This is a genomic window from Synergistetes bacterium HGW-Synergistetes-1, from assembly GCA_002839185.1.
GTDB lineage: Bacteria > Synergistota > Synergistia > Synergistales > Synergistaceae > Caenicola.
The window spans coordinates 102,671-123,916 of sequence record PGXO01000005.1 but is presented as its reverse complement, the minus strand read 5'-3'; the positions used below and the strand labels follow the sequence as shown (position 1 = coordinate 123,916).

Genomic DNA, 21,246 nt, shown 5'->3' with positions numbered 1-21,246 from the left:
TGCTGTCGTTCTCAAAAAAGTTGTTGGATCAGATATAGCGTGTAGATGAGCGGTATATATTTTCCCTGTGACCGTATTTCCCGTCCTTGTCCACGGCCGCCAGTCTTTTTTCAGTATATCGGGCGAATCTTACAAATGGCAGTCCCAGCAGCAGATAGATAATGGCAACTATTATGCCGGGCCCGAAGTAATCATAGTAAGTTGCTGATATCTGTCCGTAGGCCTTTGTAAGGTCGACCATAGTTATTATCGACACGAGCGATGAATCTTTGAGCAGAGAGATGAAGTCGTTCGTTATCGGTGGGATAACTACACGGACTGCCTGGGGAAGGATGACCTCCCTCATTGCCTGCCATCTTGTCATGCCCAGAGCAAGAGCGGATTCCCATTGCGTACGGGGGATCGCGAACAGTCCTGAACGATAAATTTCAGCTTCATATGCCGCATAGTTCAGCCCAAGTCCAATGGCGCCTGCCCAGAAAGGTGAGAACTTGACCCCAATGCTAGGGAGTCCGTAGAAGATGAAGAACAGCTGGATCAATACAGGTGTTCCACGGACTACCTCAATGTAAAGAGTGGCGATCGAGGCTACCCATTTGGGGGCGAAGACCCTGGTAATGGCAAGTGTGAGCCCAAGTGTGATCGCAAGGATCATAGCGGTGATCGAGACCTGCATAGTTACGATAGCAGCACGGCCAAAAGCGGGCAGGGCATCTTTATAGCGGTCAAGACGTTTTGCAAATGTAAGGTTGGGTCTGTGTGCCTCAGCCCATTCGTTGTACCTTGAAGCCTCTATCTTCGAAGGGCTGTAGTCATTGAATTCCGCAGCCATTGTTGGTGTCCAGAGATTCCATCTGTCGTATATCTCACGAAGCTTGCCCGAATCACGCAGTGCGACAAGGGCCTTGTTGACTTCCGTCAGCAGCTCTTTGTCTTCCAATCTGATAGCTATGGCATATTCAAGTTCGCCTACCTCAGGGCCGACAAACTTGATCTCCGGGTTGAAGCCTGCGGAGTAGAGCGCTATCGGATGGTCGAAGAAAGCAGCATCGAGCCTTCCATTCGCGAGGTCTTCGTAAGTGTTGGCCTCGACGTTATATGTCCTTATGTCGATATCTCCGACCTCTTCAAGCAGTTCCTGTGCAAAACTTTCTTTTAGAGTTCCAACTTTTTTGCCTTTGCAGTCCTCAAGCGTCTTTATGGAATTGTCGTTTTTGCGGACGGCAAGCTGAAGGTAAGTTTTGTAATAAGGAATCGAAAAATTGATTACATCTTTGTGTTCTGGAGTCACTTCGAGGCCGTTGATGGAAATATCGTAAAGCTTCCTGTTGAGACCGGGGATTAAGTTTTCCCAGGCATTGTTCACATAGACTGGCTTACGTCCCATTTGCTCAGCAAGTGCGTCCACGATATCGACCTCAAAACCTATCAGCTCATCGGTGTTTTGGGGGTTTGGGAACATATAGGGAAAGCCGCCTTCGGAGTCTCCTCCCCAGACAAGCTCCTTCATTTCTTCTGCCTGAAGTGGACATGCAGAAAATACTATAAGCATAATTACCGCTAACAACAGTGCTAATTTTTTCATCTTTACGCTACCCCCGTGTTGACGAAATGGCGGAGGAAAGCTTTTGTCCGTTCGCTTTTTGGCTTCGTGAACAGTATATCCCCGTCGTCGTACTCAACTATCTCGCCATTGTCCATAAATATTATGTAGTCAGACGCGTCTCTTGCGAATTTCATTTCATGGGTGACGATTATCTGGGTCATGCCTTCTGCATCGAGGTCTTTCATGACCTGGAGGACTTCTCCGACTAGCTCGGGATCCAGGGCGGAAGTCGGTTCATCGTAGAGCATGACCCTGGGGTTCATAGCCAGCGCCCTTGCTATAGCGGCTCTTTGGCTCTGGCCGCCAGATAGGGTCGAAGGGTACTTTGAGGCGAATCCTTTTAGTCCGACCTTATCCAGAAGCTTCATTGCCAATTCATATGCTTCGTCTTTGGCGTGCTTTTTTACGACCATTGGAGCAAGCATAATATTCTCAATTATTGTTTTGTGCGGGAACAGGTTGTAACTCTGGAAGACCATGCCCACTTCGCTCCTTATCTCGTGAGCGATATCAAGCATTTTTTCATCAGGCACCTGCCCCGGTCTGCGTGATATGGTGACGCCAGCGATAGAGATCGAGCCTGAGTCGAGGAGTTCAAGGCAGTTGAGGCAACGAAGGAAGGTCGACTTTCCGCATCCGGAAGGACCTATTATCGATGCCAGATCACCCTCACGAATAGTGAAGCTGACATTCTTCAGCACTTCACCATCCTCAAAGCCTTTACAAAGATTTTCTACTACAATGAGTGGTTTGTTGGTTATATTCACAATTTATGCCCCCTTAAAGAATTGTCTTGCCGTTTTCTTTCCGGGGTCATATTCGAAGTTGTTTGCCATATATAGGGGAGGCAGTGGAAAAAACTACTGCGCTGCTATGCTGTGCGGATAAATGATACAAGCAGGATGTTACCAGAGGTCTGCTGAAAGCGTTTACGTGTCTGTTACACCAGACACCAGTGTTTTTTTTCAATTTTTGTCTCACGTCCCTTCCGTGTAGTGGCATAAGGAAACACGCGTTCAGTTTAAAGGTTATTGATCTTAAACGCAATGATCAATGAAAAAGTTTAAGTAAAAGAAATCATATATGTCACGGGAGACTGGCGAAAAACCGCTTTTAGTCCGGATAACCCAGTTCATTTTTTGTTTTCTCAATGTTTTCCCGGGTTTCCTTTATCCAACGTTCAAGTGTTTCGGGTTTGATTTTTTTTGATTTAGGGTCATTCAGAAGAGTATCCAGTTTTTTTTCCTGGATCCTGAGCCACTCAACTTTAGATTCTCGGTGTTGGATGTCGGAGATAAGATTTCCCCGTTCACCGTCGTCTTCTTTTACAAATGCACGGCTCATAGATATACTCATCTCCTTAATTAATTATTTATATAGATTACTTACGGGCACTGATATAGTTGTTATATAGTCTCTCTGTAGAATTTTTTCTTTAGATCTTTTTCAACTATTACAAGTTTCATTTTGGGACTGACATTTTTTACCAGTTCTTCGATATCCCTGTTCCTCAGCCTTATGCAGCCATGGGTAGCCCATTTGCCTATTGAAGAGGGGTTATTTGTCCCATGTATGGCTATCTGCCACTTATTGTAGAAAGAGATCAGCTTTGATCCGTACACGCCTGCCTCGGGTTCTCCGGGCTCGTTGAACCAGGCAGGATCATAAACTAGTTTGGTTGCGTCCTCCACAACACGGTATATTGTGAATGTACCGGAAGGTGTGATGAGGTCAAAACGGGATTTTTTCTCGGTGCCTTTTCCCTTGCCTATGGATATCTGCCATGTTTTAACTGGGGCCTGTCCATTATAAAGAGTCAGCCTGAGCTGTTCTTTATTAATCCCGATCCAGTTTTCTCCCATTTTTGGCTGCCATGTTTGTGAAGCATCGCTTTTGTCCGCATAAACCATAAATATCAAAATGATCATAATAAGAGCGAGGAACTTTTTCATAAAAACACTCCCTGATAAATGATGCGACGTTAATTATAACAAACATTGAGAAATTTGCTACTTGTAAGGTTTACGCATAATGAAGTATCATAACAGTTTGAACAGAATGAAAACAAATCTTTTATCAGGAGGCGGCTGTTGTGGATATCATCAGGGCACCGCGCGGAACGAGAGACATACTTGGCGACGAATCATGGAAATGGGCTTATGTAACAGGCATTTGCCGTGATGTGGCGGATGATTATGGTTACAAAGAGATCCATCTCCCCATATTTGAACATACAGAGCTTTTTTGCAGAGGCGTTGGGGAAACGACCGATGTTGTAGAAAAAGAAATGTACACTTTTGAGGACAAGGGCGGAAGAAGTATTACGTTAAGGCCGGAGCTTACAGCCTCTATGGTCCGCTCTTATCTGGAAAACGAAATGTATAAAGGTGCACAGCCCGCTAAACTCTGGTCGATCGGACCCATGTTCCGTTATGAAAGGCCTCAGAAGGGTCGTTACAGGCAGTTTGTACAGCTTGATATCGAAGCTCTTGGTGCGCAGGATGCCTATGTTGATCTTGAGGTAATAGATTTTTCAATGGAACTCTATCGCCGCCTTGGTCTTTCGAATCTTCAGGTCGTGCTTAACTCTGTCGGCTGTCCCAAGTGCCGTCCGGTTTACAGGAAAGCGCTGCAGGAATTCCTGAAAACCAGATTCGACGAGCTATGTGACACATGCAAGAGCCGTTACGACAGGAACCCTCTCAGGATCCTGGACTGCAAAAGCCCAATATGCAAAGAGATAACGGAAACCGCTCCTGCAGTTATGGAACACCTTTGCGATGAATGCAAAGAACATTTCGAACAGCTGAAGAACGGACTTGACCGTATAGGAGCTGTTGTGAAAATAGACAACAGGCTGGTCAGAGGACTCGATTACTATACCAAGACGGCATATGAGATCCTTTCCGGAGACCTCGGCTCACAGAACGCTGTCTGCGGCGGAGGAAGATATGACAATCTTTCAGAGGCGATCGGCGGACCGCATGTTCCGGGAGTAGGATTTGCATCCGGCATAGAAAGAGTCGTACTGACAATGGAAGCGCAGGGCTGCAGCTTCGGAAAAGAGCCTGCCAATAAGGTCTATGTTGTGTCTGCGGAACCTGAGGTCAGGATGGAGATCATGAATCTTGTCCGTACGCTCAGGCAAAACCGTATCTCTGCTGACATGGACTACATGGGACGCAGTATGAAGAGCCAGATGAAGTCGGCCGGCAACTTCGCTGAATATGCCTGTATTATCGGCCGCGAAGAGCTTGACAAAAATATTGTTACCATAAAGGACCTAAAAGAAGGCACTCAGGAGGAATTGAGTCTCGAGTCGATTATCAACAAACTAAAATAATCTTGAAACGATGCAGATGAAACCCCTTTTGAATTATTTAAGAGGTTTCCTTCTTTTTTCATATATCTTTTGAAAAGAGAGAAATTTTGACAGATCATTTTTGAAAGAGGGATTTTTATGGAAAGATACTATGACTCATCCTGGCAGAGAACTATGTTCTGCGGAGAGCCGAAACTTCAAGATTCAGGGAAAGAAGCGGTCCTTAACGGATGGCTTCGCTGCCGCCGCGACCTGGGGGGCATCATTTTTATCGAGCTCTGGGACAAGACCGGGGTAACTCAGGTGGTATTCAACCCCGAACTAAACGCAGAAGCTCATAAGAGGGCATCCTCCCTGAGGAATGAATATGTTCTTGCAGTAAAAGGTGTAATGCACCAGCGCCCAGAAGGGACGGAAAATCCCGAACTTGCAACAGGCTCGGTCGAACTTCTGGTAGATGATTTCATAATATTGGCCCCCTCAAAACAGATCCCGTTTGAAATGGACAACGCGGACTCTGTCAATGAAGATCTGAGGCTTAAATACCGCTACCTTGATCTCAGGCGTGAGACGATGCAGAAAAATCTTATGACGAGGCACAAAGTTACAAGGTTTACCCGCAATTTCTTTGGTGATAACGGTTTTATGGAGATAGAAACTCCTATGCTCACCAAATCGACACCTGAAGGGGCAAGGGACTATCTTGTGCCCAGCCGCGTAAACCCGGGCAAGTTTTACGCACTTCCTCAGTCACCGCAGCTGTTCAAGCAGCTTCTTATGGTAAGCGGCTGTGACAGGTATATGCAGATCGTCAAATGTTTCAGGGATGAGGACCTGAGGGCGGACAGACAGCCGGAATTCACACAGATAGATGTTGAGATGAGCTTCATCACAGAAGAAGACATAATGAAAATGGCAGAAGACTACCTTGCCGGCCTTTTCTGCGAGATCCTTGGGGTGAAGGTTGAGACTCCTTTCTTCCGTCTTACTTGGAGAGATGCAATGGATCTCTATGGCAGCGACAAACCCGATCTGAGAATCCCCATGCAGATGACTGATCTTGGAAAAGTTTTCGCAGGGGGTGAGAACCCCTTTGCTTCACTGATAGAAAAGGGCGGTACTATCAAAGGGCTGAGGCTGCCCGGAGGGGCAGCACTTTCCCGCAAGGAGCTCTCCGATCTCGAAAACAGGGCAAAGGCCCTTGGCGCAAAAGGTATGGCAAATTTCCAGATAAAAGAGGGAGAACTTAAAGGACCGCTTGTTAAGTTCCTTGATGAAGATCGAATATCCCTGCTTAAGAATATGTCCGAAATTGAAGATGGCGATGCTCTCTTCATAATGGCCGATGAAAACTGGCGCAAAGCATGTGAAATACTAGGACAGATACGTCTTGAGCTTGGCAAAGAGAGAGGGATGCTCGAAGGATCATTCAAGTTCCTTTGGGTGACTGAATTTCCGCTCTTTGAATGGGATGAGGAGACAGAAAGATACACTGCAGTTCACCATCCTTTCACCGCTCCGATGGACGAAGATATGGAATACCTTCTTACAGAACCCGGCAAGGTGCGTTCACGGGCATACGATGTGGTGCTCAATGGCAACGAGCTTGGTGGTGGATCAATAAGGATACACGACCCCGAGATGCAGGCAAAAGCTTTCCAGGCCCTTAATTTTACGCCGGAAGCTGCCAAAGAACGCTTCGGATTCCTTCTTGAGGGACTGAGCTTCGGAACACCACCCCATGGAGGCATTGCGCTCGGGCTCGACAGGCTTGTGATGCTCATACTTGGATGCAGGTCGATCAGGGACGTCATGGCATTCCCGAAGAACCAGAAGGCCCAATGCCCGATGACAGATGCCCCAAACGTTGTAGACGAGAAACAACTCGACGAGCTTGCCATAAAAACGGTCGATCCGCTGTTGCTTTAAGCGGTCAGATAACGTATCAGATCAGTAAGGCTCCCGGAGGCATAATCCAGGGAGCCTTTTCTTTTTGTGCCTGACGGCGGGTACTTATTCTAATAAGGTATAATTTATTAAGAACAAATTGACTGGAGGGATGGCAAATGGCAAAGATCCGTTTTCTTGGACACAGCTCCTTTTACATTGAAGGAGAGGGCCTGAAAGCCCTCATAGACCCTTTTCTTGACGGCAATCCCGCGGCTTCGGCAAGACAGGAAGAATTCAATGACATCAACGTCATATTTCTTACCCATGGACATGGGGACCACATGGGCAGCACCGTAGAGATAGCTAAAAGAAACAACGCGGTAGTATTTACCTGCAATGAACTTGCCGGTTATCTGTCGTCAAAAGGAATAAAGACAGAGGGAATGCATATCGGCGGCAGGGCAACCTTTTCATTTGGAAAGGTCAAGCTTACTCCGGCATGGCACGGATGCCCGATAGTAGAGGGCAATGAGGTCCGTTACGGAGGTGTTGCCTGCGGTTTTGTAATAGAAGTCGACGGTAAAAAAATCTACCATTCCGGGGATACCGGCCTCACTATGGAGATGACACTGCTCCAAGATGAGAACATAGACGTGGCACTTCTTCCAATAGGCGGGTATTACACGATGGATATCCAGGATGCCGCAAGGGCGGTAAAGATGATAAGGCCGAGGATCGCGATACCCATGCACTACAATACATTCCCAAGGATCGAAGCGGATCCTGAAGAATTTGCAGGGCTTGTAGGCGAGATGTTTACTGAAGTAAAGATACTGAGCCCGGGAGAAGAATACGAGTTCTAAATATATATACAGACTGTTCTGCCTCTTATGATGAACTTGCATTAATCTTTCGATGGGATACAATTAGCTGAGGACCCAAATATAAATATTCCAGCCAGGAGGAGATTCCTATGGATGTAAATAGCAAAGCTTATCAGGAACTGTTGAAGAAGAGACCGCTGAACGTACAGGCACGTTTCGGCGGTGAGGGCATGGGGCTTGTAAGCGGGAGAGATATTGTCGCTGCGGCAAAGGAAGTTGACTCCATAGTTCTTGCAGCCAACGCCAGGCATCCTCTGGTAATAAAGGCAGTACTGCAGGCCGCAAAAAAGAAGAACGCCGCGGTCCTTATAGAACTTGCCAAATCAGAATCCACCTATTGCGGAGCAAATTATGACAACATTCCCGATTATGCGCTCAAATATTCCTCTGAGATGGGGCACGGCGCAGTATTTGGTCTCCATGTAGACCACTATGCGATCAAAGGTAACGAAGATGTCCTCAAGGGAGTAGCGCATCTTTCAAAGATACTCGTAAACGGTTTCACATCTGTTGCCATTGATGCTTCTCATCTTGATGATTATGACAACTTTGTCGCAACGAGATCCATCGCAGGATGGCTGCCCTCTGAACTGGGCCTTGAAGTTGAAGTTGGAGAGATCAAAGGCCCCGGAGAACTTTCGACAGTTGAAGAGGCTAAGTATTTTATTGGCGGGCTGAACTCATGGGGGATCTTCCCGGACTACCTTGCCATCTCTAACGGAAGCCTCCACGGGACATATGATCCGACAGTAGGCCAGATGGAAGGTATAGACCTCAAAAGAACAAAGGAGATCGCTGATGTTATTGAGCCTTACGGTGTTACTATAGCTCAGCACGGTATCTCTGGAACTCCCCTCGACAAAGTCTCTACCTTCAGGAAATACGGGATCAGAAAGGGCAATGTTGCCACCCTTTTCCAGAACGTCTATTTTGGAATAAAAATGGACCCTGAAACAGGAAATGCCATTACCGAAGGTGGCACCTACACCAAAGAGGCAGACAGGGGAATATCCACAGAGCTTTGGAACGAGATAGTGAATGCCGGGGACAGCAAGGGAATGAACCGTAAGAGCGGAGACTACAAAAAGCTCAATCTTCCCTTCTGTGACAGGATACTCGCAGAGCCGCAGTATGTAATTGACAGAATAGTCGATGAGATGCAGTACTGGGCAGAGAGGTTCATAGTTGCGTTTGGAGCAGAAGGAAGCGCGGAGGCTGTAGCAGAAGTCATGTCACGCCGTCCTGACCATAACGCTTCGCCGGACAGAAAAGTCCTGGGCTGCAGATCTGACTACACAGTGAAGAATGCGCCCGGCAAAGAGGGCAACGACGGAAAGAATTACGACGATTAAATAACGTAAAAAAACATAATTAGCATTATTGGGGGCCGGATCAATATATCCGGTCCCTTTTTTAATTTTCTGTGATTGTCTTTTGGCATCTTCAATGACTTTTACTGGAAAATCTTTTTAACTGAAATGTATAAGTATCAAAAAATTGGTACATAATGTAATATTCTGAATATTATGGTATGATTTGCTCGTAACGGTTTTCATTATCTTATTCTAATGGGAGATGATATTTGATATGAGGATCGGATGTCCAAAGGAGATCAAGAACCGCGAATACAGGGTGGGACTTACTCCTGCTTCTACCTCCACCTATGTGAAGGCAGGCCATGAGGTTTTTGTTGAAACAGGCGCAGGGCTGCAAGCTGGTTTTAATGACCATGAATACGTTGCTGCAGGGGCCAAAATTATGGATGCAGCTGAAAAAGTCTGGGAAACATCAGATATGATAGTTAAAGTCAAGGAACCATTAAAGCCTGAATATAACCTGATGAGAGATTCCCAGATTATTTTCACCTATTTCCACTTTGCGGCAAATGAGGATCTTACCAATGCATGTCTGAGATCCGGAGCTACATGTGTCGCATATGAGCTTGTATCTGAGGAATGGGGACTCCCCCTTCTTCAGCCTATGAGTGAGGTGGCTGGCATGGCGGAGGTACAGTCGGGGTCAATGCGGCAAAGGTCGCATCGGGGCTTGGAGCTAAAGTTACGATAGCAGATATTAACCACAGAAAGCTTTCCTACCTCTCAGATGTCATGCCTTCGAACTGTGTCTCGGTCTACAGTGATTCGATGACTATAGCCAACACGATAAAAGAATCTGACATGGTGATCGGAGCAGTCCTTCTTCCGGGAGGTGCAAAAGCTCCTAAGCTTGTCACAAGAGAACATCTCAAATCGATGAGGCCGGGGTCTGTCTTTGTTGATGTTGCCATCGACCAGGGAGGAATAGGTGAAACTTCTCATCCAACGACCCACGACGATCCGGTTTTTATAGAAGAAGGAGTAGTACATTATTGTGTAGCAAATATGCCAGGTGCATATGCAAGAACATCGGCCATAGCTCTTTCAAACGCCACGGTCAGTTACGGTGTTCAGATAGCTTCTCAGGGTGTTGTGAAGGCATGTGAGGAAAACAGAGCTATATGTAAGGGGCTGTCGATCCACAAGAAAAGACTCACTCTGCCCGTAGTCTCCGAAACGTTCAAAATGGATGACGAATATACGGAGACTCTTGCAGCATTGAAACTATAAGCAATTCGAGCCATCTTTCACGGTAATGAGTGATATTGATAATATATTAAGATTCAGAGGCGAAACCTTATTGTTTTCGCCTCTGAATCTTTTTACATCCATCTCTCAAGATTTGAGAGAAAAAGCTTATGTACGTGTTTTGAAACAGGTCCGGGATATCCGTTCCCGATGGTCTGATCGCCGACCCTTATTACAGGAAGTATCTCTTTGATAGAGCCAGAGATGAATGCTTCTCCCGCCTGCGAAAGTTCGCTCTCAAGAGGACACCTTTCCTCGATTGCGAAGTTGTTTTCCTTTAGGAGGGTTATCAGTATTTCCCTCGTTATCCCCCTGAGGACTTTTCCGACCGGAGCTGTAATTATCCTGCCCTCTTTGCACAGGAAGAAACTGCTTGCAGTGGATTCCGTTATCTCTCCGTTGACTATGTAGAGTGCCTCAAATTCGTTTGATTTGGCTCCCATCATAGGCACGTATCCTGTAAGGTAATTGGTGCTCTTAGCCTCAGGAAAAGGTCTCTGTGTGTAGACCGGCCTCAGAGCTACGCCTTTGTTCAGCTCCTCCTGAGTCAGAACATGTGCTTCTTCGAATATCACAAAGAAATCCGGATCGGGGAAGTGTCCGTGATCATTTATCCTTCCGCCTGTTATGTAAGGTTTTATCACCAAGTCTTTATTAGGGAGGGAATCGTGGTCAACGCCTTTTCTGATGATATCAGGAAGTTCGTTGATTATTGCTTCCGCTTCTATGCCGCACCTTTTGGCGCTTTCACTCAGTCGATCGATATGCTCGCCCAGGGCGAATATCTTTTTCCCGTATGTTCTTATAGAATCAAAAACACCTATCCCTCGAAGGATAGCCAGGTCCGTCACAGGAATACTGCATTCCTCCAATGGCATGAACGAACCCCTGTAGAAGCAAATAGACATAAACACCAATCCTTTCATAACATGTATACCGGCATACTTCCAACTAAGGAACATTATCACTCAACGAAATAAATTGCAATCGAAAATAGTGAGGGCTATAATTCAGCAAATCAATTTTTTTAGGGAGTGTTTTGAATGTCAGAAAAGATATTGGGTGTCCTGGGAGGCATGGGGCCTGCCGCTTCGGCGGAATTTTTAAAGATCCTTGCCGAAAAATATCCTGCCGAAAAAGATCAGGACCATCCTGTCGTATACATGATATCAGATCCTAAGATGCCCGACAGAGGGAGCGCAATTGAAGGCCAGGGAGAGGACCCTGAGCCATACATAAGACAAAACATGGAAAAACTTGTCGGATGGGGAGCAGATATTCTTGCTGTCCCCTGCAACACCGCGCACTATTTTATAGACAGATTCAGGAATGAGATAAAAGTGCCGTTGGTGCACATAATTGAAGCTACAGTAGATGCCTCGATAAAAAGCTCACCTGAAGGCGCCTGGATTATATCGACAATAGGTACTGCCAGATCGGGTCTATATCAGAAGGTTGCTGCCGATCGGAACTATCGGCTCGTGATCCCGCCGGAGGATGTTCAGAATAGGATACAGGAGACCATAATCTACGTGAAATCCGGAAATATGGAAATGGCTGTAAGGTGTATCGAAGATGCCGTCAAAAAACTCTGGTCCATCGAAGACCTGCCGATAATAACCGCATGCACAGAGTTGCCACTCGCCTACGATGCATCGGATCTTCCAAAGGATAAAAACATTTCAAGCCTTGACGCACTTGCTGAGGCTTGTATAAAAATCCTTGCTGATTAAACCCTATATCACTGAGGCACAGATATGTCTGTGCCTCAATGATAATCTCTTCTCTATAATTATTACATTGCCTGCCCATAGATTTGCCAAAAAACTCCTTTTTCATTGAATAAGTAATTATACTGATTGAACAAGAAAGCAAAACATATAATATTTGAATTAAGATATTAAGGTATTTTAATACCTTAATTAAGGTTGGTGGTTAAGCATGGCAAAAGTAGCTGGTTTTAGCGAGGCGACATATATAGGACTTCATGCCATGGTCCTGATAGGGCAGAAAGATGGCGAAAGGATATCTATAAGGGAAATGGCAGAGACGATATGCGTGTCGGAAGCACATCTTGCCAAGGTGATACTGAGATTGGCTCACACAGGACTTATCAGTACAACAAGAGGCCCTGGCGGCGGTGCGGTCCTTGCAAAAAAACCAAAAGAAATAAGCTTTTTGGATATCGTAGAAGCGATAGAGGGACCGCTGGAAAATTCGGATTGTGTTTTTGGGAAAAGCAACTGCTCTCGTGAGGGATGCATATTCGGGGATTTCCTTGTAAAGATGACAAAAGAAGCAAAAGAGTGGCTTGGATCGAAAACATTGGCTGAATTTTAAACAAATAAAAAAACTTTACAGGAGGGGCAGATCAATGAGAAAGATAATCAAAATTGATGAAGAAAAATGTGACGGATGCGGACTTTGCGCTGATGCTTGCCACGAAGGCGCGATAGTTATCGAGAACGGCAAGGCTAAATTAATAAGCGACAGCTACTGTGACGGTCTCGGAGACTGTATTGGAGAATGTCCCCAGGGTGCTATATCTTTTGAAATGAGAGAAGCGGCTGCCTACGACGAAGCATCTGTAAAGTCAAGGATGGCAGCCAGAAAGAAAGAGCCCTGCAGCGGAACGCTCCCTTGTGGATGCCCCGGAAGCATGGCGAAGGAACTAAAGTCCGACAAGCCTGTACAGAAAGAGGAGAAAACTTCTTGCAGACAGGAGTCAGAGCTTCGCAACTGGCCTGTCCAGCTCTCTCTCGTACCGGTCGAGGCGCCATATCTCGAAGGTGCGAAGCTTCTTATTGCTGCTGACTGCACGGCATTTGCATGTCCTAACTTCCACAGGGACCTTCTTCCCGGTAAAGTGTGCCTCGTTGGATGTCCAAAACTGGACGAAGTGGAACCATATATTGAAAAACTTGCACAGATCATAAAACTGAACGATATCGAGGAGATCGATGTGGCATATATGGAAGTTCCCTGCTGCGGCGGACTTGTAAAACTTGTCGATACAGCAGTAAAGAAATCAGGCGAAGCTGTGACTTTGAAACTGATAAAACTTTCGATGACAGGCAAGTTTCTTGAGGTAAGGCAGATATTCCCGAACTAGGGAATTTATTTTACATCGCCGGGATATCGGCAGAATAATTAAGGAGAGTGACTTCGATGTTTTGTTATCAGTGTGAACAGGCAGCAAAGGGTACAGGATGCACAGCAATGGGAGTATGCGGCAAAGATCCGCAGACAGCAGCACTTCAGGACCTTCTTCTTTATGAGACGATGGTTCTTTCAAAAGCAGCCCTTGAATCAGGAGACAGTTCCGACGAAGTGTCCAAGATGGTCATCGAAAATTTATTTACGACAGTAACAAATGTAAACTTCGATCCCGAAACTCTTGCAGAGATGGTCAGAAATACAAGAAAGGCAACAGACGAGTTTGCCGGCGGATGCTCATGCTGCTGCGGATGTGGAGCTTCAGAAGATCCTACGACCGACGAATTGGTCGAAGAGGGACAAGAGTACTCACCCCAGGCCGACATCGACAAGTACGGCGCAGACCTTGGCGGCCTCAAATGGCTTGCCGTATACGGACTTAAGGGCGTCGCCGCTTATGCCGACCACGCATGGATCCTTGGCCAGAAGGACAGGGAAGTCAACAAGTTCTTCCTGGAAGCAATGTCAGAACTCCTAAACGAGAATATTACAGTTGATTCAATGCTTGCGCTCAACCTCAAAATTGGCGAAGTCAATCTCAGAGTGATGGAAATGCTTGATGCAGCCAATACCGGAACATACGGACATCCCGAACCTACTATGGTCAGAGTGACCCCCGTGAAGGGCAAAGCTATCCTTGTCTCAGGACACGACCTTGGCGATCTTGAAGAGTTGCTTAAGCAGACAGAGGGTAAGGGTATCAACGTCTATACGCACGGTGAGATGCTTCCCTGCAACGCTTATCCCGAGTTGAAGAAATACCCCCATCTCGTTGGCAACTACGGCGGAGCATGGCAGGATCAGCAGAAGGAATTCGACGAATTCCCCGGTGCGATCCTTATGACGACCAACTGCATCCAGAAGCCCAGGGAGAGTTACATGGCAAGGATCTTCACATGTGGACTTGTGCAGTGGCCCGGAGCAGTACACGTTGAGAACAGGGATTTCGCTCCTGTGATAAAGGCAGCGCTTGAGGCTCCCGGATTCACGGAAGATGCCCCTGAAAAGAGGATCATGATAGGGTTTGCCCGCAATTCAGTCCTTGGTGCCGCAGGCAAAGTTGTGGAACTTGTCAATGCAGGAAAGATCCGCCACTTCTTCCTTGTCGGAGGATGCGACGGTGCAAAGTCAGGACGCAACTACTACACTGAGTTTGCCGAGAAAGCACCTAAGGATACTGTCATCCTCACGCTTGCATGCGGCAAATTCCGCTTTAACAAGCTTGAATTCGGAGATATCGAAGGCATACCCCGCCTTCTTGACTGCGGACAGTGCAATGATGCCTATTCTGCAATAAAGATCGCTGTGGCTCTTGCGGATGTATTCAAGACTGATGTCAACGGACTTCCGCTTTCACTGATCCTTTCCTGGTACGAGCAGAAGGCGGTATGTATTCTCCTGACCCTTCTCCATCTGGGAATAAAGAACATAAGGCTCGGCCCCACGCTTCCCGCATTTGTCGGCCCGGCAGTCCTTGACGTTCTTGTACAGAATTTCGGAATCAAGCCGATCGGAACAGCCGAAGGGGACCTCAAGGCTATTCTTGGCTAGAGTCAGAAGTCAGAAACCAGATCAAAAAACTAACTTAAATTCACAACTGACCCGCCATCAGCGGGTCAGTTGTATTTTCTCAGATACATCTTATTGACCTTAAATATTATCCTGCGATGGCCTTCGATACAATTTCTTTTGCCTCATTGTTTATAGCGTCAAGGTGTTCACTGCTCACAAGGCTTTCAGCGTAGATCTTGTAGATCTCCTCTGTTCCTGAAGGCCTGGCTGCAAACCAGCCGTTTTCAGTAGTAACTTTAAGTCCGTCTATTGGGGCACCATTTCCGGGAGCAGCTGTCATTTTTGCAGTTATCTTTTCTCCTGCCAGAGTATTTGCTGTAACATCTGACGGTGACAGTTTTTTCAGTTTACTTTTTTCCTCATGTGAAGCAGGTGCGTCTTTTCGTGAATAATAGGAATGTCCGAATTTTTCAGTAAGTCTTCTGTAATGTTCAGCGGGGTTTTTACCTGTAACGGCTGTAATTTCAGCAGCCAGGAGGTCCATTACGAAACCGTCCTTGTCTGTTGTCCAGACTGTTCCGTCTTTTTTCAGGAACGTCGCACCGGCACTCTCTTCTCCTCCAAAGCCCAGCATGCCGGACTTCAGACCGTCGACGAACCATTTGAAGCCTACCGGAACTTCGTAGAGTTTCCGGCCGATCGAATTTACAGCTTTGTCGATTATTGAGCTTGAGACAAGAGTTTTGCCTGCCATACAATTATTGTTCCAGTCCGGTCGGTGAGTAAAAAGATACTCTATTGCTGCTGCCAGATATGCGTTTGGGGGCATAAGCCCCTCCTTTGTTACTATCCCATGGCGGTCATAGTCCGGATCATTACCGAATGCTATGTCATAGTTGTTTTTCAGCGATACCAAACCTGCCATCGCATATGGGGAAGAGCAGTCCATGCGGATTTTGCCGTCGTGGTCAAGCGGCATAAAGGAAAATGTGGGGTCGACATCCTTGTTGATCACATCGATATCCAATCCCCATATCTCGGCTATTGGTTCCCAGAAGTGCACTCCTGAACCTCCCATCGGATCTGCTGCCATCTTCAGTCCTGAGCTGCGGATAGCCTCGATGTCAATAATCTCTTCAAGAGCTTTGACGTAGAGAATGATGTAGTCGATCGACAGAACATTGTCAGAGGAAAGTGCTTTGTTAAAATCTATACGTTTCACATCTTTAAGTCCCCCGGCAAGTATCTCGTTAGCCCTTTTTTCGATCAATGAAGTAATGTCAGTGTTTGCAGGGCCTCCTGAGGGAGGGTTGTATTTAAAGCCTCCGTCTTCCGGGGGATTGTGTGAAGGAGTAATTACTACACCGTCAGCGGCCGGAGCCCCGGAACCGCTGTTCCAGGAGAGTATGGCATGTGAAATTACCGGCGTAGGCGTATATCCTAAGCCGTCCTGGATCCGGACAAGGACTCCATTTGCAGCAAAGACTTCAACGCTGGTCCTTAGAGCAGGCTCGGAAAGAGCGTGTGTGTCCATTCCTATAAATAGAGGTCCACCTATGCCATTAATTTTTCTGTACTCTGATATCGACTGTGAGATTGCAATTACGTGATCTTCGTTAAAGCTCCTTTTAAATGAAGATCCTCTGTGTCCTGATGTTCCGAATGATACCCTGTTTGATAGGTCAGCCGGGTCCGGATGTTCAGTATAGTATGAAGAAATAAGCCGCGGTATGTTTGTTACCTCTCTTTTTGACATGAACATCACCTCTTAGTCGATATTTTAGTCGCAAAGAAGGAGCAAAGATAGTCCTGAACGTTTGCGATGACAAAAATGACAGAAAATACTGATAATTTAAAATTAATATTAATTAAAAAAATATTAAAATAACTTTAAAAACATTAACCAAGTACGTAATAACTGTAGTTACAAAAACATATTGTAATGTTAGAATAAAAACATGGTAACGCATGAAAATATTTTCAGAGGGAGTGATAATATATGAGAAAAGTGCAACTTTTTTTTACAATTTTTCTATTGTTGTTTATTTTAGCAAGCCCCTCTTTGGCAGAAGCAGCTGCAACCTATACGGAAGATAATATGGAAGTGGTGAACCAAGCTGTCGAAGACGAACTCGCAACCGCAGTTATACCTGATGGGATCGGAATTGGTCTTAAGTTTGGCGAAATAACAGGGGATATCGATGCCCTGCATGAGGCCATAGGAAAAGAATTGCAGTTTGTTAAGGGTGGAATCCCGGGTATATCTTATGGAGATATTGATACGGATAATTCAGGTGCCAACTGGGCAGAAGATGCCGCTGAAGCAGCTGTGGATTTTGATACCTTCCTGGGAGCGGCCGGTTACCATCTTGGACTGTACCTTGGAGTGATTCCAGAAAACAAGACGGCTGCAACAGTTGCTACGCTTGAAATGACCCTTTCAAAGGAATTTTTGGTTGAGCAGGGCGTCCCACAGGCTGATGCCGATGCACTCTTTGCAGCAGACCCAATTGATGCACAGATAACGTTTTTTGACGAATTCACCTATTTTAAAATATTTGACGGTGCGGATCCGGCGATAGACCCCAAGGACATCGTAGAATTTGTAAAATCAGAATACCCTGATTCCTTGCCAAGTTTCATAGAATTCGAGGTTGATGATGTAGCGGAGACCTTGACTGTTGGAATCAGGTATATATTGCTGGATGAAGCTCCTGAAGACGGACAGCCATTCGTTATTAACAAAGATTTCGTTATAAGCGAAGACTCAGAAGAAGATGTATCGGGAGTATTATTTATATTCGACGGCAATAAGAACAATGAACTGAGAGACCCTGTGAGTTTGGGCAACGAAGAAACACCCACACCGTCAGGTTCATCAGGCGGATGCAGCACAGGTCTTCCTCTGATGCTTGCTCTTCTTGGGCTTCCCATAATCCTTTACAGGAAGAAATAGCCTTAACCGGAGAATGTCTGACCAGCAATAAATTTGCCCCCGGACCTGCAGGTCCGGGGGTTTTACAGTTCAAATTTTTCTTTTTCAAGCCTCTCTTGTTTTAGCTTATAATAGTGTTTTGAAAGGAAGGAGAGGTGCACGCATAATGCATTTGATAATAGGAATCGCGGTCGCGGCCCTTCTTGTTGCCGCGTACATAATAGCATCGGTGGCAAGGCTCAAGGAGAACAGCGCTGCAATGGAGCAGGTCTCAAGGGAACTTCTTATGAGGCTGCAGAATATTGAAGAAAAGCTTGAGGATACTGAACGCGACATCAACTCTGAATTTATCTCTATGAGAAAAGAACAAAGGGATGAAGCCAGGGCGGGACGTGAGGAGCAGTCCAGAGGCCTTATCTCTTTTGGGGAAGCTCAGTCAAAGAGGATCAAAGAGATAGGTGACCTGCAAAGGGAAAGCCTTGAAGCTTTTTCACTGCAGCTTACGAACATCAGCCGTCTTAACGAGGAAAAACTTGAAGCCATAAGAGGCACAGTCGAGGCTAAACTCCAGGAGATCCATAAAAACAACGAGGAAAAACTTGAAAAGATGCGAGCCACAGTTGACGAACAGCTCCACTCGACACTTGAAAAAAGACTTGGAGAGGCTTTCTCAACGGTATCCGAGAGGCTAGAGCTGGTACATAAGGGACTTGGGGAGATGAAGGCCCTCACAGCTGACGTGGGAGACCTCAAAAAAGTTCTGTCCAACGTCAAAGTCAGGGGTACCTGGGGAGAGACCCAGCTTCGTGCACTTCTTGAACAAATACTCACAAAGGACCAGTATGCAGAAAACGTTGCAACGAAACCCAACTGCGGTGAAAGGGTGGAGTTTGCGATATCCCTTCCTGGAGCTAACGACTCAGCATTGCCTGTTTGGCTTCCAATAGACTCGAAGTTCCCTCTTGAGGACTACCAGAGGCTGGTGACAGCTTCTGAAAGCGTAGATGCCCAGGCACTTGCGGATGCCCAGAAAGCCCTTAAGAACCGTGTAATAGAAGAGGCCAGAACGATTAGGGATAAATACCTGGAGCCTCCGTACACGACAGATTTTGGCATACTTTATCTTCCGGTCGAGGGACTTTATGCAGAAATACTCAGGATAGACGGACTGTGCGATATCCTATCCCGTGAATACAGAGTTGTACCTGCTGGACCTACCACGATTGCCGCCCTGCTTAACAGCCTCCAGATGGGATTCCGTACCCTTGCGATAGAAAAGCGTTCAAGCGAGGTTTGGATCCTTCTTGGAAAGGTCAAGACAGAATTTGATAAATTTGGTTCAGTTCTCGAAAAGACAAGGCAAAAGATTGAACAGGCCGGAAAAGAGCTCGAGAATGCAGAAGTCAGGACCAGAGCTATAAAAAAAACATTAAGGACAGTCGAAGGCATCCCCCTTGAGGCCGGAGAAAACATGTCCGATAATTGCGAAATATCTGAATAAAATTTTAGTTCTTTATTGAACTGTCGTATTGCTTGTGCTTGATCTTATATATATAATAATAATCGACCGTTAGGGGTGGAGTTATGGAACGGGAGAGGTTATGTATTATCGGAAATGCGAAATCTCAGATGGGAAACCCGATAACACACCAGTTTTCACAGTTTTTCATCACTTTCATTGCAGACGGCGAGTCAGGTGAGATATTGGATCTCGAAGCTTCAGTAGTACTGAAGCTGACGAATAAGTTCATAAAAGATATTTTTCTTGGCAGGTCGCTAGCCGAGGTAGACCCAGTGATAATAGAAAAAATAGATCATACCTATCTGGGTTCGTCCCAGAAAGCGATCCAGGTTGCATACAAAGATGCAGTGAAAAAGTACAGATCGTGGAACAAAGGAATAATAATAACGGAATAGCTGCCTTGTCCACCCGCCTGTAAGCTATACGTTTACAGCAATGGGGAGAAGATCCAGCACCTTTTGGACATCTGTTTATCAGATGCCGAGAGGTGCTTTTTTGTTTCTATCTGCTGCAGCACATTGGACCAGCTGCTGTGAATTATCAACACTGAAACCTAAAAAAGAAGAAAGAGGGGGATTGATGATGGAAACATCTTTTTTTAAGAAAGATCCATGCAGGAAAAGAGGTGAGGAATTATGAAAATAACCGGTATAAAGACCGGAGTTCTCAGAACTCCGCTCAAAGTACCCTTTAAAACTGCGGTCAGGACAGTCGATGAAATGACCGATGTGATAGTAAGGATAGATACTGATTGCGGAATTTCCGGATGGGGTTCGGCACCCCCAACTGGAAAAGTGACAGGAGATACTGTCGGATCGATCAGGGGCGCAATAGATGAAATGATAAGACCTGTAATGACGGGAATCGACGCATCCGACCTGGAGCAGTGCCTTGACATCCTTGACGCTTCCCTGATAAGGAACACCAGTGCCAAAGCTTCGATCGACATCGCACTCCATGACATCTGGGCGAGGTCTGTGAAACAGCCTGTATGGAGGCTTTTCGGGGGAAGTGGAAAAGCAGTTGAAACAGATGTCACAATAAGCGTCAACAGCCCTGAAGAAATGGCTGAGGACTCCAGGAGAGCGTTTAAGGACGGTTTCAGGATCATAAAAACAAAAGTAGGAATTGACCCAGAGATCGATTTTCTGCGTCTGAAGGCGATACGCGATGCGGTTGGCAGCGGAGTAAAGATCAGGATCGATGCCAATCAGGGCTGGAAGCCAAATGAGGCAGTAAGGATCCTTAACCGGATGCAGGATGCCGGTTTTGACCTTGAGCTTGTTGAGCAGCCCGTAAAGGCCGGCGACCTGGATGGGCTTGCGCATGTAACAGCAAATTCTCCGGTGCCTGTCGCAGCTGACGAAAGCTGCTGGTCGGCGCGTGACGCAATGGAGATACTTAGGCGCCGTGCAGCGGATATGGTCAACATCAAGCTTATGAAGTGCGGAGGAATAAGGAACGCACGACAGATCATCGCACTCTCACAGGCTATGGGAGCAGAGGTAATGATAGGCTGTATGCTCGAAGGCAAGGTCTCCTGCGCCGCTGCTGTCCATCTGGCTTCTGCTTACAGCTGTATAACCAGGGTCGATCTGGACGGTCCGGTCTTATGCAGTACAGATCCGGTCAAGGGCGGTCCGATCTTTGACGGCGGTCCGAGGATCCTGCTGACCGAAGATCCGGGATTTGGAGTAGAGGAAATTCCCGGTCTGCAGTGGTTCAATTAGTGATT

18 protein-coding genes and 1 pseudogene are annotated in these 21,246 nt (G+C 46.3%); 13 read left to right on the top strand and 6 right to left on the bottom strand.

What is annotated here, in order from left to right; genetic code table 11:
- Positions 1-28 precede the first annotated feature (28 nt).
- From CVV54_05830 to CVV54_05815, 4 genes are all read right to left on the bottom strand, one after another.
- Positions 29-1,585 (bottom strand): amino acid ABC transporter permease, encoded by a 1,557-nt coding sequence (locus tag CVV54_05830; GenBank protein PKL04395.1) that lies wholly within the window; start codon positions 1,583-1,585, stop codon positions 29-31.
- 2 nt (positions 1,586-1,587) lie between these two features.
- Positions 1,588-2,373: a glutamine ABC transporter ATP-binding protein gene (gene glnQ, locus CVV54_05825; protein PKL04394.1), complete on the bottom strand. Its 786-nt coding sequence runs from the start codon at positions 2,371-2,373 to the stop codon at positions 1,588-1,590.
- A 346-nt stretch (positions 2,374-2,719) separates the two neighbouring features.
- Positions 2,720-2,950, bottom strand: a complete 231-nt coding sequence (locus tag CVV54_05820) for a hypothetical protein (GenBank protein ID PKL04393.1) — start codon at positions 2,948-2,950, stop codon at positions 2,720-2,722.
- A 62-nt stretch (positions 2,951-3,012) separates the two neighbouring features.
- Complete coding sequence (locus CVV54_05815) at positions 3,013-3,558, bottom strand: L,D-transpeptidase (GenBank protein ID PKL04392.1); 546 nt, start codon at positions 3,556-3,558, stop codon at positions 3,013-3,015.
- 140 nt (positions 3,559-3,698) lie between these two features.
- Here CVV54_05815 and CVV54_05810 point away from each other — a divergent pair, with 140 nt between their 5' ends.
- The 5 genes and pseudogenes from CVV54_05810 (at position 3,699) to CVV54_05790 (ending at position 10,308) form a co-directional block, all read left to right on the top strand.
- Positions 3,699-4,949 (top strand): histidine--tRNA ligase, encoded by a 1,251-nt coding sequence (locus CVV54_05810; GenBank protein ID PKL04391.1) that lies wholly within the window; start codon positions 3,699-3,701, stop codon positions 4,947-4,949.
- A 117-nt stretch (positions 4,950-5,066) separates the two neighbouring features.
- Positions 5,067-6,857, top strand: coding sequence for an aspartate--tRNA ligase (locus CVV54_05805; GenBank protein PKL04390.1), 1,791 nt, complete (start codon positions 5,067-5,069; stop codon positions 6,855-6,857).
- A gap of 137 nt (positions 6,858-6,994) precedes the next feature.
- Positions 6,995-7,681 carry a metal-dependent hydrolase gene (locus CVV54_05800; protein ID PKL04389.1) on the top strand — a complete coding sequence of 229 codons (687 nt, stop codon included), beginning with the start codon at positions 6,995-6,997 and terminating at the stop codon, positions 7,679-7,681.
- A 110-nt stretch (positions 7,682-7,791) separates the two neighbouring features.
- Positions 7,792-9,054, top strand: a complete 1,263-nt coding sequence (locus CVV54_05795; protein PKL04388.1) for a ketose-bisphosphate aldolase — start codon at positions 7,792-7,794, stop codon at positions 9,052-9,054.
- Positions 9,055-9,289: 235 nt separating this feature from the next.
- Positions 9,290-10,308: pseudogene (locus tag CVV54_05790) on the top strand (alanine dehydrogenase).
- 92 nt (positions 10,309-10,400) lie between these two features.
- Here the strand turns inward: CVV54_05790 and CVV54_05785 are convergent.
- Positions 10,401-11,234, bottom strand: a complete 834-nt coding sequence (locus CVV54_05785; protein ID PKL04387.1) for an aminotransferase IV — start codon at positions 11,232-11,234, stop codon at positions 10,401-10,403.
- A gap of 135 nt (positions 11,235-11,369) precedes the next feature.
- On the opposite strand from CVV54_05785, the gene CVV54_05780 reads away from it, so the two are divergent.
- The 4 genes from CVV54_05780 (at position 11,370) to CVV54_05765 (ending at position 15,093) form a co-directional block, all read left to right on the top strand.
- A complete protein-coding gene (locus CVV54_05780; GenBank protein ID PKL04386.1) occupies positions 11,370-12,059 on the top strand; it encodes an aspartate racemase in 690 nt (229 codons plus the stop codon).
- A gap of 208 nt (positions 12,060-12,267) precedes the next feature.
- Positions 12,268-12,666, top strand: a complete 399-nt coding sequence (locus CVV54_05775; protein PKL04385.1) for an Rrf2 family transcriptional regulator — start codon at positions 12,268-12,270, stop codon at positions 12,664-12,666.
- A 34-nt stretch (positions 12,667-12,700) separates the two neighbouring features.
- A complete protein-coding gene (locus CVV54_05770; GenBank protein PKL04384.1) occupies positions 12,701-13,438 on the top strand; it encodes a 4Fe-4S ferredoxin in 738 nt (245 codons plus the stop codon).
- 56 nt (positions 13,439-13,494) lie between these two features.
- The gene (locus CVV54_05765; GenBank protein PKL04383.1) at positions 13,495-15,093 is read left to right on the top strand and encodes a hydroxylamine reductase; all 1,599 of its coding nucleotides are present in this window, start codon (positions 13,495-13,497) and stop codon (positions 15,091-15,093) included.
- A gap of 106 nt (positions 15,094-15,199) precedes the next feature.
- Here CVV54_05765 and CVV54_05760 read toward each other — a convergent pair whose 3' ends face one another.
- A complete protein-coding gene (locus CVV54_05760) occupies positions 15,200-16,810 on the bottom strand; it encodes a phosphoglucomutase, alpha-D-glucose phosphate-specific (GenBank protein ID PKL04382.1) in 1,611 nt (536 codons plus the stop codon).
- A gap of 243 nt (positions 16,811-17,053) precedes the next feature.
- Between CVV54_05760 and CVV54_05755 the strand changes: the two genes are divergently transcribed.
- From CVV54_05755 to CVV54_05740, 4 genes are all read left to right on the top strand, one after another.
- Positions 17,054-18,010 (top strand): hypothetical protein, encoded by a 957-nt coding sequence (locus tag CVV54_05755; protein ID PKL04381.1) that lies wholly within the window; start codon positions 17,054-17,056, stop codon positions 18,008-18,010.
- 142 nt (positions 18,011-18,152) lie between these two features.
- Entirely contained in the window at positions 18,153-19,490 is a 1,338-nt protein-coding gene (locus tag CVV54_05750) for a DNA recombination protein RmuC (GenBank protein ID PKL04550.1), read from the top strand.
- Between the two features lie 83 nt (positions 19,491-19,573).
- Positions 19,574-19,906 (top strand): hypothetical protein, encoded by a 333-nt coding sequence (locus CVV54_05745; GenBank protein PKL04380.1) that lies wholly within the window; start codon positions 19,574-19,576, stop codon positions 19,904-19,906.
- Between the two features lie 240 nt (positions 19,907-20,146).
- Entirely contained in the window at positions 20,147-21,241 is a 1,095-nt protein-coding gene (locus CVV54_05740) for a dipeptide epimerase (GenBank protein PKL04379.1), read from the top strand.
- Positions 21,242-21,246 lie beyond the last annotated feature (5 nt).

What these genes read in the sequence shown, in the direction of transcription:
- CVV54_05830 (PKL04395.1), bottom strand. Translation starts at nt 1,585, where the DNA reads ATGAAAAAATTAGCACTGTTGTTAGCGGTAATTATGCTTATAGTATTT.
- CVV54_05820 (PKL04393.1), bottom strand. Translation starts at nt 2,950, where the DNA reads ATGAGCCGTGCATTTGTAAAAGAAGACGACGGTGAACGGGGAAATCTT.
- CVV54_05815 (PKL04392.1), bottom strand. Translation starts at nt 3,558, where the DNA reads ATGAAAAAGTTCCTCGCTCTTATTATGATCATTTTGATATTTATGGTT.
- CVV54_05805 (PKL04390.1), top strand. Translation starts at nt 5,067, where the DNA reads ATGGAAAGATACTATGACTCATCCTGGCAGAGAACTATGTTCTGCGGA.
- CVV54_05800 (PKL04389.1), top strand. Translation starts at nt 6,995, where the DNA reads ATGGCAAAGATCCGTTTTCTTGGACACAGCTCCTTTTACATTGAAGGA.
- CVV54_05795 (PKL04388.1), top strand. Translation starts at nt 7,792, where the DNA reads ATGGATGTAAATAGCAAAGCTTATCAGGAACTGTTGAAGAAGAGACCG.
- CVV54_05785 (PKL04387.1), bottom strand. Translation starts at nt 11,234, where the DNA reads ATGTCTATTTGCTTCTACAGGGGTTCGTTCATGCCATTGGAGGAATGC.
- CVV54_05780 (PKL04386.1), top strand. Translation starts at nt 11,370, where the DNA reads ATGTCAGAAAAGATATTGGGTGTCCTGGGAGGCATGGGGCCTGCCGCT.
- CVV54_05775 (PKL04385.1), top strand. Translation starts at nt 12,268, where the DNA reads ATGGCAAAAGTAGCTGGTTTTAGCGAGGCGACATATATAGGACTTCAT.
- CVV54_05770 (PKL04384.1), top strand. Translation starts at nt 12,701, where the DNA reads ATGAGAAAGATAATCAAAATTGATGAAGAAAAATGTGACGGATGCGGA.
- CVV54_05765 (PKL04383.1), top strand. Translation starts at nt 13,495, where the DNA reads ATGTTTTGTTATCAGTGTGAACAGGCAGCAAAGGGTACAGGATGCACA.
- CVV54_05760 (PKL04382.1), bottom strand. Translation starts at nt 16,810, where the DNA reads ATGTCAAAAAGAGAGGTAACAAACATACCGCGGCTTATTTCTTCATAC.
- CVV54_05755 (PKL04381.1), top strand. Translation starts at nt 17,054, where the DNA reads ATGAGAAAAGTGCAACTTTTTTTTACAATTTTTCTATTGTTGTTTATT.
- CVV54_05745 (PKL04380.1), top strand. Translation starts at nt 19,574, where the DNA reads ATGGAACGGGAGAGGTTATGTATTATCGGAAATGCGAAATCTCAGATG.
- CVV54_05740 (PKL04379.1), top strand. Translation starts at nt 20,147, where the DNA reads ATGAAAATAACCGGTATAAAGACCGGAGTTCTCAGAACTCCGCTCAAA.